This is a genomic window from Streptomyces sp. NPDC006208, from assembly GCF_040613775.1.
In the GTDB taxonomy this organism is placed as follows: Bacteria; Actinomycetota; Actinomycetes; order Streptomycetales; family Streptomycetaceae; genus Streptomyces.
In genome coordinates, this window is record NZ_JBEXSW010000003.1 from 213,770 (window position 1) to 228,822 (window position 15,053).

General features: G+C 65.8%; 13 protein-coding genes and 1 pseudogene. 10 read left to right on the plus strand and 4 right to left on the minus strand.

Going from position 1 to position 15,053, the window contains the following annotated elements:
- The 3 genes from ABZ208_RS03595 to ABZ208_RS03605 all read left to right on the plus strand — a co-directional run.
- Positions 1-779 (plus strand): tetratricopeptide repeat protein (locus ABZ208_RS03595; protein WP_356907914.1); only part of this gene is annotated, 779 nt, incomplete at its 5' end.
- A gap of 696 nt (positions 780-1,475) precedes the next feature.
- Positions 1,476-2,246 (plus strand): hypothetical protein, encoded by a 771-nt coding sequence (locus tag ABZ208_RS03600; RefSeq protein WP_356907915.1) that lies wholly within the window; start codon positions 1,476-1,478, stop codon positions 2,244-2,246.
- Entirely contained in the window at positions 2,233-3,279 is a 1,047-nt protein-coding gene (locus ABZ208_RS03605; RefSeq protein WP_356907916.1) for a hypothetical protein, read from the plus strand. Before ABZ208_RS03600 ends, ABZ208_RS03605 begins: the two co-directional genes overlap by 14 nt.
- 440 nt (positions 3,280-3,719) lie before the next feature.
- Here ABZ208_RS03605 and ABZ208_RS03610 read toward each other — a convergent pair.
- Positions 3,720-4,347: pseudogene (locus ABZ208_RS03610) on the minus strand (IS701 family transposase); the annotation flags it as partial.
- 133 nt (positions 4,348-4,480) lie between these two features.
- On the opposite strand from ABZ208_RS03610, the gene ABZ208_RS03615 reads away from it, so the two are divergent.
- The 7 genes from ABZ208_RS03615 (at position 4,481) to ABZ208_RS03645 (ending at position 11,301) form a co-directional block, all read left to right on the plus strand.
- On the plus strand, positions 4,481-4,723 hold the full coding sequence (locus tag ABZ208_RS03615) for a hypothetical protein (protein ID WP_356907917.1): 243 nt from the start codon (positions 4,481-4,483) through the stop codon (positions 4,721-4,723).
- Positions 4,724-5,011: 288 nt separating this feature from the next.
- Positions 5,012-5,881, plus strand: a complete 870-nt coding sequence (locus ABZ208_RS03620; protein ID WP_356907918.1) for a nucleic acid/nucleotide deaminase domain-containing protein — start codon at positions 5,012-5,014, stop codon at positions 5,879-5,881.
- Between the two features lie 47 nt (positions 5,882-5,928).
- Positions 5,929-7,518 carry a hypothetical protein gene (locus ABZ208_RS03625; RefSeq protein ID WP_356907919.1) on the plus strand — a complete coding sequence of 530 codons (1,590 nt, stop codon included), beginning with the start codon at positions 5,929-5,931 and terminating at the stop codon, positions 7,516-7,518.
- Between the two features lie 92 nt (positions 7,519-7,610).
- Complete coding sequence (locus tag ABZ208_RS03630; protein WP_356907920.1) at positions 7,611-9,137, plus strand: nucleic acid/nucleotide deaminase domain-containing protein; 1,527 nt, start codon at positions 7,611-7,613, stop codon at positions 9,135-9,137.
- A gap of 42 nt (positions 9,138-9,179) precedes the next feature.
- Positions 9,180-9,731, plus strand: a complete 552-nt coding sequence (locus tag ABZ208_RS03635) for an SUKH-4 family immunity protein (RefSeq protein WP_356907921.1) — start codon at positions 9,180-9,182, stop codon at positions 9,729-9,731.
- A gap of 611 nt (positions 9,732-10,342) precedes the next feature.
- A complete protein-coding gene (locus ABZ208_RS03640; RefSeq protein WP_356907922.1) occupies positions 10,343-10,966 on the plus strand; it encodes a DUF6000 family protein in 624 nt (207 codons plus the stop codon).
- Between the two features lie 59 nt (positions 10,967-11,025).
- Positions 11,026-11,301: a hypothetical protein gene (locus ABZ208_RS03645; protein ID WP_356907923.1), complete on the plus strand. Its 276-nt coding sequence runs from the start codon at positions 11,026-11,028 to the stop codon at positions 11,299-11,301.
- A 28-nt stretch (positions 11,302-11,329) separates the two neighbouring features.
- Here ABZ208_RS03645 and ABZ208_RS03650 read toward each other — a convergent pair whose 3' ends face one another.
- Genes ABZ208_RS03650 through ABZ208_RS03660 form a run of 3 tightly spaced genes read right to left on the minus strand, consistent with a single transcriptional unit; the run spans position 11,330 to position 14,998 of the window.
- On the minus strand, positions 11,330-13,414 hold the full coding sequence (locus tag ABZ208_RS03650; protein ID WP_356907924.1) for a site-specific integrase: 2,085 nt from the start codon (positions 13,412-13,414) through the stop codon (positions 11,330-11,332).
- Positions 13,415-13,442: 28 nt separating this feature from the next.
- Positions 13,443-13,823 carry a hypothetical protein gene (locus ABZ208_RS03655; protein WP_356907925.1) on the minus strand — a complete coding sequence of 127 codons (381 nt, stop codon included), beginning with the start codon at positions 13,821-13,823 and terminating at the stop codon, positions 13,443-13,445.
- Positions 13,820-14,998, minus strand: coding sequence for a site-specific integrase (locus ABZ208_RS03660; protein ID WP_356907926.1), 1,179 nt, complete (start codon positions 14,996-14,998; stop codon positions 13,820-13,822). Before ABZ208_RS03660 ends, ABZ208_RS03655 begins: the two co-directional genes overlap by 4 nt.
- Positions 14,999-15,053: the final 55 nt, after the last annotated feature.

Here is a 15,053-nt window from a genome sequence, read left to right on the forward strand (position 1 = left end):
GGGGGGAGGCAGGAGATGCGGCCGGTGCTGCGAGGGCGTTTGCCGAGCTTCTGGACGACGAGCTGCGGGTGCTGGGCCCTGACCATCCAGCCACTCTCGGTACCCGGCACAACTCGATTTGGTGGCGTGGACAGGCGGGGGATGCGGCTGGCGCTGCTGCTGCGTTCGAGCAAGTGCTTGAGGATTTGCTGCGGGTGCTGGGCCCGGACCATCCAGCCACTCTCACTACCCGAGCTGATCTCGCCTGGTGGCGAGGGCAGGCTGGAGATCCGAGGGAGGCAGCCGCCGCCTACGAGCAGGTAGTGGCTGACAGGTTGCGGGTGTTGGGTCCGGATCATCCTGGCACCCTTGACGCGCGTGCTGCCTTGTCTTTGTGGCAGGCAATGGCGGGAGAGGTCGACGCCTGCCTTGTTCAGCTAGAGCTGGTGGATGACCAAGAGCTCTCTCTCGACGCACCTATCCGGATCTGCCTGCGCCTCCATGCTGAGCCTGGTCATCCCTGGGCCTTGCCCAACGCCCAACGGCCGACGCTTGAAGTGGTGGCGACACCGGTCAGTCACGCTGATATCGAACCGGCATCAGCCCTGTATGAGCACACGCATGATCTGGAGTTCTCCTTCGTTCCCCGCAGGCCCGGTCGGCACATCGTGCGCTTTACCATCTACCACCACGCCACCGGCGCCGCGCTCCAACAGGTCGAGACCGAGTTGATTGTCGTAGGACCTAGGCTTAGTGAGCAGGTGCTCATGCCGCTCCCCGAACACAGCGGGAGGCGATGAGTTGTGCCGACTCCGCTGTCTGTCCGTATCGTCCAGGATCCCAGCGACGGGTTTCGCCGGCTTCCGCACCTGGAGACCACCGAACCTGACCTTCGGGTGAGTTTTGATGTTCTTGGGTGCAATCCGCCCCGGATCCGGGCTCGGTTGTCGGGCCCGGCCGTGCCAGCGCTTAGGGGCGGTGAGCACAAGGCCGACTTACCAGCAAGCCCCGGCCAAGTACGGGCGGACGCTGCATGGCTCTGCAAACAGTGGAGGCTTGCGTTCGTTGACTATCAGCCCACCGACGGTTCCGGGAAACCTCAACCAGGCCGAAAACGTCCGTACTCCTCGGCACTGGACCTCAGCTGCGAGCCCGAGAGCGAGCTACGGGAGGCGGTAGACGAACTCGCCCGAAACGGCGCCTACGTGCTGTTCGACGTTCTGCTCGCTGGGGATGACGAGCGCGTGGCGCTATTCCGAACGTATCTGGCAACCGCGCTGGCACAGGAGGGACTGAGGGTCCGCTTCGACTCCGCGGAGCTACACCTTCCGTGGCCGATGCTGTGCCTCAAACAAGAGCACGTGTCCACGCCCCTCGACCATGTCACTGGGACAGTTGGTGAGCGAGGGCTGTCATCGCAGCTCCAGAGCGCAGCTGCCACATCTCCAGGAGGCCCACCCAGGGAAAGCGGGCCAGTGCAGTGGAAGGCGGAGCCGATGGGGGACATCATCGCGCAGCCGGAGCTGAGTTTGGATGAGCTGTTCACCCTCTTCCTGGGACACCGCCACCAGATCGAGCACACAGGAGATGCCTACCCGTGGCTCCAGCCGCCGTCACGCCCGCAGCAGCTTCCGGCCGTAAGCCTTAACCACGACACCGCTGTGGGCAAGAGGACCCGAGCCCCGGAGGTGGCTGCCGTCCTCGCGGACGGTACGAGGTGCACTGTACGGACCACGTACCAGGACCTCGAACGGGACCTTGGTGCCAGGAACTTGGACGAGCAGTTGATGTATTTCTGGAGCCATGGCTACTTCGAGCCGAACGGCTCAGAATCAGCCCAGCTCGTCATCCGGCTCACCGATGGGAGGCCCTTTGGCGGCCAGACGGTTCGGGCGCGGCGTCACCCGCACCGCAGGGCGGGTGCGTTCCACCCCTTCGTCGTACTTAACGCCTGCCACGGCGGGATCGCGGCCGGGGACGTTGACCGTGGGTTCCTCGGCCGAGTGATGATTGAGTACGGTGCCCAGGGCGTGCTCGGCCCCCACATCGAGATGCCACAGGTATTCGCCGCCGAATACGCATTGGCTTTCGTCAAGCGATACCTAAGCGGCGGCCCGTCCGCCACCGCTGGAAAGATCGCGCTCGACCTTGCACAGCTATTCGCGACTCGGTACCGCAATCCCTTGGGCTTGGCATACGCACTTCACTGCGGCATGGACACCTTTCTGCAATCGGCCGAGGGGATCGACCCGAATGAAGGCGGATAAGGATTTGTGGGCGATGGAGATGGTCACCGCTGTTGACCTGGATGAGACGGGCTGGCTGCTGGATGCGGATACGGCCGAGCCGGTTGCTGAGCACCGGCTGTGTGAGTATTTCGCCGAGGAGCTCGCCCCGCCGTCCTGGGCCACCGATCTCTTGGTGTACGTTCACGGCTGGCAGACATCGCCTCAGTCGGCAGTGAGGGCTGCCCAACGCCTTCAAGCGTTGGCGCGGCAGCAGTATGGAGCCGCCCGGCACCTGTACCCGCAACTTACGGAAGATGACTTCCGCCCGTGGACAGTTGTAGTGCGCTGGCCCTCCTCCAGCCTGATCAGCCCCACTGGCTACCGGCGGATCCGCGACCGAGCGCATGCCATGGGCGCACGAGACGAAGACGGCCATGCCGCTCACATCATTGGTCGTTTGCTCGGCTATCTCGACACCGAACGTCCCGACCCTGTTGACGCCCAGGTACTCGCCAATGACCAAGGGCAGTACCTCCACCTAGTCGGCCACTCCTTCGGCTGCCGGTTTCTGTGTGAGGCGGTGCAGTGGGCAGCGGAGGCCGCGCTTGGGGACACCCTGGGATGGAGCTCAGCGATCGGGATGCCGTCCCGCCCATTTGCAGTGGACAGCATGCTTCTCTTCCAAATGGCAGCACCGCGAGACGCGTTCTCCTCTCTGTTCACCTCTCTGCTGCCTGATGGCGACGACGACGGAGCCCCTTTGCGAGGCCCAGTGGTGACGACATACTCCCGTCACGATCGGGCCAACGGCTTCTGGCATTTGCGAGCGGAGGGCCAGTCTGGTATCGGTCACTGCGGAATAGGTCCCGCACCTGCTCCGATGTTCGGCGCCCGCATGCTTCCCCCCAACGAGCGCTATCCGCTTCACACACTCGACCATCGGTTCATCAGTATCGACGCCTCCGACTACTACGTACGGGGCAAGCGCTTGAACCCAGCTGGTGCCCACTCGGACCACTTGCGCCCTGAGTCCGCGCACCTGCTGTTGACCTTGGCCGATTACTCGCGCTAGGCGTCGACTGCCAGTCGTCGCCCTGCAGCCGCCCGCTGCAGTCACCGGAGAGCGGAGCAGGACCACCGGCGCCAGCCGAAGGGACGAGGGTGGCGAGGGCCATGCCCCACTGGGCGCGGAGTGCGCGTTGTTCACGTCGGTCAGCGCGTTCTGCGTCGGTCTCTGCGGCGATGCGCTCAGCACGGCGGGCTGCTCGTCGGCGGCCGAGCACATCGAACTGGCGGCGGCTGGCTGGCTCTGGTGAGTGCGGGGGTGTTGCTGGTCGTGGTGACGTCGGTCTGCGAGGTGTCGGGCGGGGCGTCTGCGTCGCCGGCGCCGCTCTGCCGCGATACTGCCGCGGTCTCCTCGCTGTCTGGTGCGTGTGTGCTCACAGGTTCCCCAAGCGCGCTCCGGGCGGGATCCACCCTAGGAACCCGGACCCCCTCGTGTCCGGGAATCTGGAAGGCGTGAGCCAGCATGGCGAGGGTGACCCAGCGGCTCCAAGACGGGTAGCGGCGGACCTGGTGTTCATCGAGTCTGCTGGCCGCGCTTTTCCAAGGCCGCCGTCAGTTTCGGGTTGCCGCCGTAGACCTCGTCGCCAGTCACCCAGCCGACCCGGTGCCCGGCGTCCAGGAACCGTTCGACCATCGTGCGGGCCAGCTCGGGCTTGGTGGCGAAGACGGTTCCTCGCCCAGCCCGGCCGCCCGGCAGCGAGCCGGGGTCCGAGGTCCACGAGCGCGGTACGTACAACTCCCGGTCCACCGCCGCATGTCCTCGCTCGCTTGCGTAGACGAGGTAGACGGCGACCTGGGAGTTCTCGATCCGGCCGGCGGTGCCGGTGTGTACTGGCGCTGGACCCCGACGGTGCCGGTGCCCTTCTTCACGTCGCCAGTCTCGTCCACGACCAGTTCCGCGGCCTCGTCATGGAGGTGTTCGACGACATACTCGCGCACGTCGTCCCGCACGTCATCGGCGTCCCAAGCGGCTCGGCACAGCAGGTGCTGCATGCCATGAGGTGGCCTCACCGGCCCACTCCGCGATCGTCCAGCAGTTCTTCCGCGGCAGATCAGACAGAAGGCCCATCACCAACCGCGCGGCCCGCCGCGGGGAACCGTACTACGTCACCAACGGGTCAGTCGGTGACTGCCTCAACGAGAAGCGCACGCCCGGCGAAGCGTTGCCTGTCCTGGAGGACTGCAGAGCACCGCACGAAGAGGAGACAGTGGGCTTCGTACGCGCACCGGTCGGCATGACCTTCCAGGAGCTCATCAAGGATTCCGGAGCGGAAGCCCTCGACCTGTGCATGAAGGAGTTCGCGGCGGCCTATGAGAACGACCGCCACAACCTGCAGGCCTGGTGGGGACTCGGAGATGACTGGCGCGCCGGCTTCCGGTATGTCATGTGGACTGTTCTCAGAACGGACGGCAGGAAGCTCCCAGGCGGCACTGTGCAGCGCGCGATGTGATCAAAAGAGCAGCGCGTAGGGCAGGCTGACGTAGGTTGCCGCTGGAGCGGATGAAGGCGAGCAGGAAGCGCGACGCGGTCGTGAGGCGTTCGCTGCCCGCTGCGTTGTGGGATAGAGAGCCCCACGAGGTCGACGCCCGCTGGTGCCGACGATGTCGCGCTGAGCACCGAAGCGCGGGGCTCGAAGAATGCAGAGGCCGGAATCTGTCATTGCGCGGCCTGCCAGAATGCCCGAGCCAGGGGTAGATAGGCTCGTCGAGATCAACTACTTACGGGGAGGCGTTCGGCCATGCAAGATCAGACTCCGCATTCTGCCGCCGATCACTTCGGGCGAGACGGGATGCGGCGACTGTCGCTGTCGAGTCTTGGTGCCGCCGTGCAGGAGGAAGCGCGTGCAGTTCTGGAAGAGGTCGGCGTACCCCTGAGCGTGGCTCCGTATTTCGAGGCTGCGGGCGAGACGGACGGTTTGACGCTGGGCCTGTTTGCCGGACATCACGGGCTGCGCTGCGATGAGTCGCAGGCTCATTGGGTGCGCGTGGGTACGGACGGGCTGGCTCACGTGGCTGTAGGCGCGGACGGTGTTGTGCATGCGGTCTTCATGGACCGCGTGGAGTCGAGCATGCTCGTGAACTCGGATGTTTCCGCGTTCGGTAAGTGTCTGGCAGCCCTGGACCGGCGCTTGGGTGTGATCGCTGCGTCGGTCGATCTTGCTGCGGGGGCGGCTGCGTTCCGGGAGCTCAACGCAGAGCTGAGACTCATCGATCCGGATGCGTTCGATGGGCGCGAGGACTGGTGGCCGCGAGTGCTGGACGATGTGCGGCATGCGCTCAGTATTGGCTTCTCTGCGGCGATCGAGTACATCGACGCGAGCGGGCAGAAGCACATCGTCACGGACGCCACGGGTCCCGGAAAACCGCATCCGGAGGAGCTGATCTGGCAGCAGCTCCAGAAGGCCGGCGTCGATGGACGGCAGGTCAAGCGCGTGTACTGCGAGTTGGAGGCATGCATGATGCCGGGCCACTACTGCGCAGCGTGGATGGCAAGGGAGTTCCCCAATGCGCAGTTCACGCACAGCTTCGACTACGGGGAGACAGCCGAGTCCCGGGAAGAAGGGCTCAAAGGGCTGATCCGATATACGGCGGAGCGGGCGCGCCGATGACGCCGCAGGCATGGTCTCCTCCTCCCGCGGGGCGTGAGCCTGCCGGCGTGGCAATCTTGGGGTGGCTGCGTGACCCACATGCCCCGCGCGTCTGCGTGATCAGCGGTGATGAGCGTTGCGGTAAGTCGATGTTCCTGGCGTGGCTCGCTGAGCAAGCGGCGCGGCCGGATGTCGTGGTGGAGCGACGCGTCCACGGACTCGTTCCCCTGGCTGGGCACTCCGCATTGACGGCCTCTTGGCTGTTGGCCGAGCAGTTGGGCTCGGCCGCGCGCACGCCAGGCGATTTGATCGCCACTGTGGCTGCTGACCGGCGTCGGACCGTGGTCGTCTTGCCCGATTTGCATCACTCGGCCGCTCCTGAGGCGATCGAGGAACTGATCTGTGCGCTGGCCTGCTTCGATCACGTTCGCCTGATCGTCGAGACACGCGAGGTATCAGCGGGGCTGTCGGCTCTGGCTCCGGCTGTCATGGATCTGCGGGCGGCTCAATGGCGGGACGAGGAGCGCTACGTGGTGTGGGCGGCGTCCTCACCGTCGCCGAAGCCGGATGCGCTGTCTGGTAATCAACAAGCTACTCCTGATCTTGATGACCCCAGCTCGGTGTGTCGCGCCGATCCTGTGCAGGTCACGGCACTGTACGAGCTCTCCGTAGACCCTCACGGAGGGCTACGTGCCGCGTGGCTGCGTGCCGGTGGTGCCTTGACGCACCCCTGCCCTCCGGCCGAGAGGGCCTTGGTGCTGTGGGCATCCCTTGGAGACGATGCTGATCCACGATTGGCGAACGAGCTGCGGACGCTGGCCCACGGTGCAGGTTGGACAGTGCGCTGGAAACGGGTCCGCGGCGATATCAGTCCGCCATGGCCCGGGCCCGCCTCGGCGCTGGGGATGGGCGTCGGCAAGACATCGGGCAGTATCGCGGTAGTCGATCATCAGGGCATCGTGCGTCTGATCGAGGCAGAAGGCGGGCAGCCACAGAGTCGTCTGCCGCAAGCGGTCCCAGGGGCCACGTCGGTGGCCTTCGGGAGAGACGGCGACCTAGCTGTCCTGGACGGCCACGGGCATCTGACGCTCCAACAGAGCCCCACGGCGCCACGCTCCACGGGGATCGGCAGCTTGCTGGAGACCGAGGGGAAGCCCTTGGAGCAGCTCGTTGCCGCCGTCGAAGATTCCGCTACGGCCGTCGCCTGTGTCGGTGACGCCTTGGTGTATGGGAACGGCGCCGGCACGGTGCAGGTGGTGACGCTGGACGGCGACACTGTCGCCGCTTCCCACAAGGCGCTGCACAAGGGCGCGGTAACGGGCCTGGCCGGGGTTGAGTTGGCCGAAGGGGTCACGCTCATCTACAGCGGAGGTCAGGACGGTCGCGTACGCCTGTGGGCTCCCGACCGGGCGCCGCTGACTACTGCGCTGCGCGAGAGGAGCTGCGCTGTGACAGCTCTGGCCGCTGCTCAGACACCCGATGGGCCCGTGGTGCTGATCGGCTGGGGGGACGGTCTGGTGGAGTACTCGGCGGTCGAGGCCGAGCTCGCCGAGCGGTTCTTCCGTCCCGGGGCGCCCGTGCGATCAGTAGCGGCGTTGGACAACGGCGACATCATGGTCGGAACCGATGAGATGTTGGTCTGCCTCACGCCGTCCTGAGGTGGGCGGGGCTGGCCTGATCTGGTGCCAACCGCGTTGACGTCCCGTCACGTCATGGCCTAGGCAAGGGGAACTGTTGTTTCACGGGGGAGATGAAACGCGTGGGCAAGACGCTGCCCGATGATCTCGTAGAAGTGCTTGACCTTGTTGGCGTCAACTGGCCGAACATCGATGAGGACGAGGTCCGGAGTACGGCCAAGGACTACCGGCACCTTGCCGAAGGCATCAACGATGCGATCACGCAGGGCAATCGGGCCTGCTCTTACGTCGTCGGCGGCAAGAGCAAGGGCAAGACTGTCCATGCCATCGACCGGCGCTGGGGCAAGCTGACTACCAGAGATCTTGCGACGTTCTCCAAAGCTCTGGACGACCTGGCGGATGCCCTTGATGACTGCGCTGGCTTCATCGAGGGCTGCAAGATCGCCTGCATCACCGAACTCACGGCGACAGCTGCGGCCGCCACAGCCGGCGTCATCGGAATGTTCTTCACTGCGGGACTCAGCGGGCTCCTGAGCGCTGCCGCGATCGCTGCGTGCCGGATCGCTCTGCACGAGGCGATCGACTACGCGATCGGCCAGATCACTGAGGTCGTGACCGACAAGATCGAGGCAAAGATCCTCGGCAAGATCGAGGACCTGTTCACCGACGCGCTCGACGCCCACGACGACGGCAAGGCCGGTGGCTACGTGTCCGGATCGGCGGACATGGCGACGGACTTGGCGATCGAGTTCGACGACTTCGAGAAGGCGACCGGCGGCTACGACGAGACGAAGCGGGACTTCGACAAGAAGAAGACGCTGCACAAGACCGGCGGCGGCAGGCGCCGCAGCTCGGTTAAGAAGGACAGCCGCTTCCACAAGCTCGCCACCGTCATGGACAAGGCCGAGGACGCCGTCGACAAGAAGGCGGACGAGACCGTGCACGTGCTGGAAAAGCACGGTGCCGACATCGACGCCGCCAAGAAGGAACACAAGAAGAACGACAAGAAGACCAAGGAAGACATCGACGGCTGCAAGGACGTCCGCACGTACCTTCTGGACGCGGACGGGACGGTGCGCCGGCTTAAAGACGACGGCGAACTGAAGCCTCTGGACAGCACGGACAAGCAGCGTCTGGACGGCATCCTCAACAACGGCAAGGCGTACCGACCCTCCACCCGCGGCGAACGTGAGGAGTTCAGCGTCGCGGACACATACAAGCAGAAGGTGCAGTCGACCAAGGTCGATCCCTACACCGACGAGCTCGGTCAGGCCACGCAGCTGGCCCGGTACGCGCGCAACGACTATGACGGGAACAACTACGCCGCCGGGCGTTACATCGATCCAGACGGGAACGGAGAGAGCATCCTTGTCGGCTACAGCAAGAAGAGCCTGCACTCAGAGCGGTCGATCGGCTACCCCCTCCTGAAGAACGGCAAACAAGACGGGTTGAAGGAAGTATTCACAGAACGGGAGCCGTGCCAGAAACGGCCTCGTTGCGACGCATGGCTGGACAAGCACTTCAAGAATGCCACTACCGTGCATCACACCAACACATACGATCAGGACGTCAGCCGGAGCAAACGCGACATCGAGCACCAAAAGTATATGGAGGAGCTGAAGGCTCACCATGGCCGATAGCATCGATCACCAGTTGCCCTCCCGGAATGCAAAGGTCTCAGCATGAGCTTCGTCGTGTCGCCGGACGAGGTGCGCACCGCGTTCGGGCTGACCGGTGTCGTCTACTTCCCCCGCTACAGCAGCCCGCACAATCAGATGAACGACCGCGCCGCGCTCTTGCTGAGCAGCATCGGCCTCCCGGACACCGAGTGGTTCATGTCCAAAGCCAGCCTCCGCGCCGACGACTCCATCAACCTCAGCGAGTGGTACGCCGACAAGGGAACGGTACCTAAGGAGTGCCACAGCTGGCTCGTGCTCGGCATGTTCGCCGACACCACCCTCGCGCTCGCTCCGGACACGGGCACGGTCTACGCTCTCGGCGACGGTGAGACGCAGCTCGTCTACACGGCGATCCACCGTGACGTCGAATCACTCGTCTACTGCCTGACCAAGTTCCAGATCCTCCAACAGGAATTGGAAGACGGCGACGAAAACACGGAAGAACGCGTCGACGCACTCCGCACCGCGATCACCGAGTTCGACCCTCTGCCCTTCGAGGATGAGGACTCGCAGTGGCACCTGACTCTCGAAGAAGTCATCGACGGCATCTGGTAACTAACAGACTTTGCTCACCTGGCGGCCAGAGAACGGCACGACTCTCTCCGCGAGCTGGCGCCAGAGATTCGTGCGAGAGAGCGCGATGCTGATCAACGATCCGATCGGCCGCCAACTTTGAGACCTTGAGGATCGGTGTCAACTGGCGCCGTGTGGTCTCAGGACCTTGCGGGCGACGGAGCCTGGCCGCCTTGATGGCCGTGACAACACCCGCACCGGCCAGGCCCCGATGCCTGGCGGCTACGGCGCTCGGTCGCGTAGACGACGTCAGACCAATGGCGCGCGCTCTCCAGGGCGGTCGCCGAGGAAGGCCTGCCAGGCCGCGTACCACCATGGGCTACAACGCCGTCTACCCCACCGAGGCCATCGCGCGTTCATCACCTGGCGCCGCTCCCTGCGTCCCGCCGAGGAGTACCGCACCCCCAGCGACGCCGAGTGGGAAGACTTCCTTGGCCGCTTCGGACGCCGCATGCTCTCCGTCGGCACCTGCGCCCGCGCCGAGGCACCGCCTGCATCCACGAGCATGCCTGCTTCTCTGAACTAGCGATCGCTACTCGGGGCTCTGGGTAAACCGCTGGCAGCTGGGTCCCCGCCCGGGCAAAGATGCAGCCATGCGCTATGCCAACACCGACCCCGAGCTCATGGACCTGGTCCGACGATTCGTCACGCCCGGCCGACGGTACCTGCGGCTGGGTGGAAGCTCGCTGCGGTTGAGCGGGCCTGAGCGCGACTTGTTCATGAGGGAGCTGGTCAAGGCTGCCGGGGAGATCACTCCCGCTGAGCTCGGCGTCCTTTTCGAAGGCGGTTGGCGAGAGCGTAAGACTGCCTCCTGGCTGGTTGCTGTAGCCGGCAGGACCGAGTTCCGCGGCCGCATCGGCGAACTCCTGCTGGCCAGCGAAGGCCCCGGCGGCGGGGCCTACTGCATCACTCTTGCCACCTTCGGCACCAGCGCGGACGCCGATCTAGTCTGCAGATACCTTGATCGCTGCTTGCCTCAACCCGACCGCGTCTACGACCAGATCGTCGCTCTCAGCACACTGCTTCACCTCGATGCCGTCCTTGGGACCGAGCGAGCGTCCCCATACCTTGCCGCTGGTGGCCTGTGGCAGCACTGGACCGATGCCACGCCGAACCTGTTGCGGGATCCGCAGAAGTACCGGCAGGTCGTGGACCAGCTCTGTTCCTTCGCCAGCGAGTGCGCTGAACTCTTTGCCAGAATGGAAACCAGGCACTGAGCCCCCCGACTTGACCACTGGACGCCGACCGTTTCGGACCCCTCAGTAGAGTCTGGGCAATGACAGGAAACCAGGGCCGCTGGCCAAAGATCGACCAGGATGGTGGCATCGAGGACGTGACACTCCTCATCCTGGAATGGCTGGGTGAGCAGGGCGTGAACGCCATGATCAGAGTGGACGCCGAGAGGGTGGCCGACAACGCGCCGGCGTGGACGTTCGCTGCCATTGGGGGTCCCTTGGAACATGGCATGCGTGCTGACGGGAGGACTGTGCAGCAATGCATGTCCACAGCCCTGTCCCAGCTGCGCGAGGCCGGGCTGTCGGTTCCGTTTTGATCTTCGTCTTCGCTCGCTCTGGCTTCGATCATGATGTTGGTCTCGGCGTCCCAGCGGTTCCTCCGGACCGGCTGAAGTCCGGCATTCCGAGCTGGACCGCAGCCGGCTGTCTCTCGGCCAGTGCGTCGACCTGGGCGAGCTTGTCTTCGGCGCCGGCCAAGCTGACCCGGAGTCCTTCGACCTCGCCGAGCCAGCCCTCTTGTTCGGCTTCGGCGATGCGGGCGATGAGGTTGTCGCGGATCTCCTCCAACCGGCCGCGCTGGGCCGGGTCCGGCCGGAGGAGCGAGCAACGAATGCAAGCGTGCTCATGAACACAAAGGCTTGAGAAAGCACGAGCGCAGGTGCCGATGGAGACCTTGCGCTTCTCGAAGTGCGCGAGGAAGGCGTCCCATTCCTCTTCGGTGGGGGTTCGGTACTCATCGCTGGGTCGGGTGGCCCTGCGGCGGGCGATGAAGGCGCGATGGGCCTCGATGGTCTCGGCCGGGTAGATAGCCTTGTAGCCCATCGTCGTATCAAGACTCTTATGTCCGCAGAGCACTTGGGCGATGTGCGGTGGCAGGCCGTTCATGATGGCGTCGGTCACGAAGATCCTACGGAAGTCGTGCGGGGAGAAGACGAGCGGTTTGCCGGCGGCATCGGTCAGGCTCGTGGCGGCCAGCGCGTTGATCAGAAGCTTGCGGAGCGCGGTCGGGGTGAAAGCCCGTTGTTCGGTGCCGATATCGCGTTGGAATAGCAGCGGCATCGGCGGGTTCCAGACCCGCTCGTGGACGTCGTAGGAGGTCACCAGCGGGATCGCGCGACTGCTTCCCCGCAGGCGGCGGATGATGGTGGAAAGGACGTCTGCCAGTTCCGGGCTGACCAGCAGGAGCCGTTCGCTGTCGGTCTTGGACGGGGCGATCTGCAGCAGGGGTACGACTTCGCCGGTGCTGGGGAGCCGGTATTCGGTGATGCTGTGGTGGGTCAGCTCCAAGAGCTCCTCGTTGCGGATGCCGGTCAGGCGCAGGACCTCGATCGCGGCGAAGGCCCAGAAGGCTTCGGTCTCCTCGTAGGTGAGGTTCCGCCGCCGCCCGGTCGAGGTCTCCTCTGCCCAGGTCAGGTGCCCGGCGGCCTTGGGCGCGACCGCTCTCCGCAAGGCTCCGGCGGTGTCCGGGATCAGATCCCCGGGCAGGGTGTCCTTGGCGGCAGCCAGTAGTTCGGCTGTGGCCCGGCGCCTGCGGTCAACGTTGTCGGCCAGCACCGGCAGGAGGGGAAGCCGTTCGCGGGTGCGCTGGTCCATCCGGGCCTTGCGGTGTTTGCGGTCCTTGGCCTTGCTGATCTCCTCATCGCTGATCGGGCAGGGCACTACCCACGGTGCCCAGCGGGCCGGCTCTTCCGCAGCCCAATGGGCGATGTCGAGATAGAAGGCGCGGACGCGGATGAGCTCGTCTTTGGCGTTCAGCCTGGGGCTGGCGACCTCGACGGCGGTGCCGTCTGGGCCGGTCGTGGTGCGCTTCTTGGTGGCGATGTCCGTCTTCCAGGCCCGGGCCAGTGCTGGTGGCAGCCGCAGGGAGTCGATGCCCGGGGAGAGCGCTTCGTTCCTGGTCCAGAACAGCCCGGCCAGCGTGCGAGACACCGCGTCCAGGCTGGTGTAATCCAGCGACGGCTGCCGTTCGCGCAGGTAGTCCACGATCAGGTCGCGGATCGGGCGGCACCGGATCGGATAGCGATCCACGAGTTCTTCGATGCTCAGCCGGCCGGCGGCAAGCCCGAACGCCCGGATCGTAGCCGGGGCGTCCTCAGGGAAGATATCCAAGGCCCGCAGCCGAAGGTAGAAGTCGACTTTGCGCTGCCCCCCGCGGACATGGACCTGACGCAGGGTGTCGACCAGTTCTACGCAGTCGCCGACGGTGATGTCCGTGATCGCCCCGCCTTTGCAGGCCAGAAGCATCGCGATCCGGGTCGCCGCGATGGTGGCCTCGCCTCGGGCGTTGGCGGGCTCGGCCTCGGCCAGTTGTGCCAGCCGTGTGAACCCCTCGGGGTCGCGGACCTCGGCCATGACTGGAGCCAGGTGCTTGTGGGTGCGCGTGAGCATCCAGGCCAGGTCGGGACGGATGACATCGCCGCAGACCAGCATCAGCAGCCCGGAGGTCAGGTCAACGCGCTCATACGACGGCGACGGCCCACCTCTGACGCAAGAAGCGCAGCGGGAGATCCGTCCAGTCCGCGCCGGGGATCTCCTCGGCGCGGCTGGCCTTCCAACGCTGCTGCCAGGTGTCCCCTGGGAGGCTGGACAGCCAGCGCAGAAGTTTGGCGACCCCACGCCGTCGCCCGGCTCGGGTGGCGTTGGCCGCTGGCAAGAACGGTGGCGCGGTCAGCCGACGCAGTACGTCGTCCGCGGACTGCGCTGTCGCCGGCCACCACGCCTCCGCAGAGCGGGACGGGAACCGTTCCCGCAGTGCGCTGTTCCGCGCCCGGGCCTGTTCGGCTGTTGCATTCGCGGTCTGCAGCTGTCGGCGCGTCGAGTGCTTCGTGGTGATGGTCATGAAGACCGCCCGAAGAGCACGTCCATAGCTTCCGGGTCGTAGCCGGGTGCCGGAGGCGGCGGCACTGGCTCGGCGTGCTGGTCTGCCCGCCGGGCGTGGTGGGCCAGCACCTCGGCCACGACCTCGTCCTGGCGCGGCGCGAGGTAGATCTCGGTCGTGGTCAGATGCGCGTGCCCGAGGACCCACTGCACGTCGGTCAGCGTCAGCGCCGGGTCGCGCACCATGCGGGCTGCGGCGCTGTGACGAAGGTCGTGAAGGGTCCAGTCCGCACCGAAGGCGGCGTTTACCCGCTCGAACATGCGATGGGCGCCGTGGTATGTCAGCGGCTGAAACGGACGCCGCAGCGTCCACCACACTGGCTGCGCCCGGCCCCGCGGCACCCGCCCGTGCAGCTCCTGCTGGTAAAGCCGCAGCCACACGAACGCATCTGCCGAGGCCGGCACCTGCTGCCGTGCTCGGGAGCCCTTCCGCACAACGCTGATCAGTTGCTGTCCCGGGTCGACGCCGCACTGCCGGACGCCGATCAGCTCCGAGGCCCGGACTCCGCTGGAGATCCAAAACGCGATCATGGCCCGGTCCCGGTTCGACGGCAGCGCCGCGAACAGCGTGTTGAACCACTCGTCCGGGATCGAGCGCGGAATCCGGCGCGGAAGGGTGGGCCGGTAGCGGCCTCTCCGCTCCGGTGCCCAGGCGTCCATCGGGTTGTGGTGTGCGTGCGCACGGCCGGAGCGGCGCGCCAGGTCCAGTGGGAATGGGTTGATCAGCGGCCCAGATCCGGCATCACGGTGCAGATCGTAGAACCTGCGCAGCACTGTCTCGCTGTGGGCAACGGTCGATGGGGCATAGCCGAGCCCAGGGCTCGTTTTCCCGGTAACCGGGTTCGGGGCGCCGACGCTGCGGGCCGGTCGCCGCTTGGCCGCGATCGCTCGCGGCTTGACCGTCAGCTGGATCCAGCAGCTGAAATCCCGAGCGTCCACGCGCGTCGCTCGATCCCATGACACCTCGACCGCGTGCAGGAACCGCCACCACCGCAATAGGTCCATGCCATAGGAGCGGACGGTCGCCGCCGCCTTCCCGGCTGCCAGCAGCTCCTGGAAGAACACCGCAACGGGCGCCACGGCCGCGCCGTCGGCGTCGACGAGCCGGTAGGGCTCGTATCGGTCGCCGGTCTCCACCAGCCGACCCCACCGAGGAACGGCCAACCTCGACAGATCTCGCTCGGGCACACGA

Excerpts from the sequence above, each read along its gene's own strand:
- ABZ208_RS03600 (WP_356907915.1), top strand. The coding sequence starts at position 1,476 with ATGGGGGACATCATCGCGCAGCCGGAGCTGAGTTTGGATGAGCTGTTC.
- ABZ208_RS03605 (WP_356907916.1), top strand. The coding sequence starts at position 2,233 with ATGAAGGCGGATAAGGATTTGTGGGCGATGGAGATGGTCACCGCTGTT.
- ABZ208_RS03620 (WP_356907918.1), top strand. The coding sequence starts at position 5,012 with ATGCAAGATCAGACTCCGCATTCTGCCGCCGATCACTTCGGGCGAGAC.
- ABZ208_RS03630 (WP_356907920.1), top strand. The coding sequence starts at position 7,611 with ATGAAACGCGTGGGCAAGACGCTGCCCGATGATCTCGTAGAAGTGCTT.
- ABZ208_RS03635 (WP_356907921.1), top strand. The coding sequence starts at position 9,180 with ATGAGCTTCGTCGTGTCGCCGGACGAGGTGCGCACCGCGTTCGGGCTG.
- ABZ208_RS03640 (WP_356907922.1), top strand. The coding sequence starts at position 10,343 with ATGCGCTATGCCAACACCGACCCCGAGCTCATGGACCTGGTCCGACGA.
- ABZ208_RS03645 (WP_356907923.1), top strand. The coding sequence starts at position 11,026 with ATGACAGGAAACCAGGGCCGCTGGCCAAAGATCGACCAGGATGGTGGC.
- ABZ208_RS03650 (WP_356907924.1), bottom strand. The coding sequence starts at position 13,414 with ATGCTGGTCTGCGGCGATGTCATCCGTCCCGACCTGGCCTGGATGCTC.
- ABZ208_RS03655 (WP_356907925.1), bottom strand. The coding sequence starts at position 13,823 with ATGACCATCACCACGAAGCACTCGACGCGCCGACAGCTGCAGACCGCG.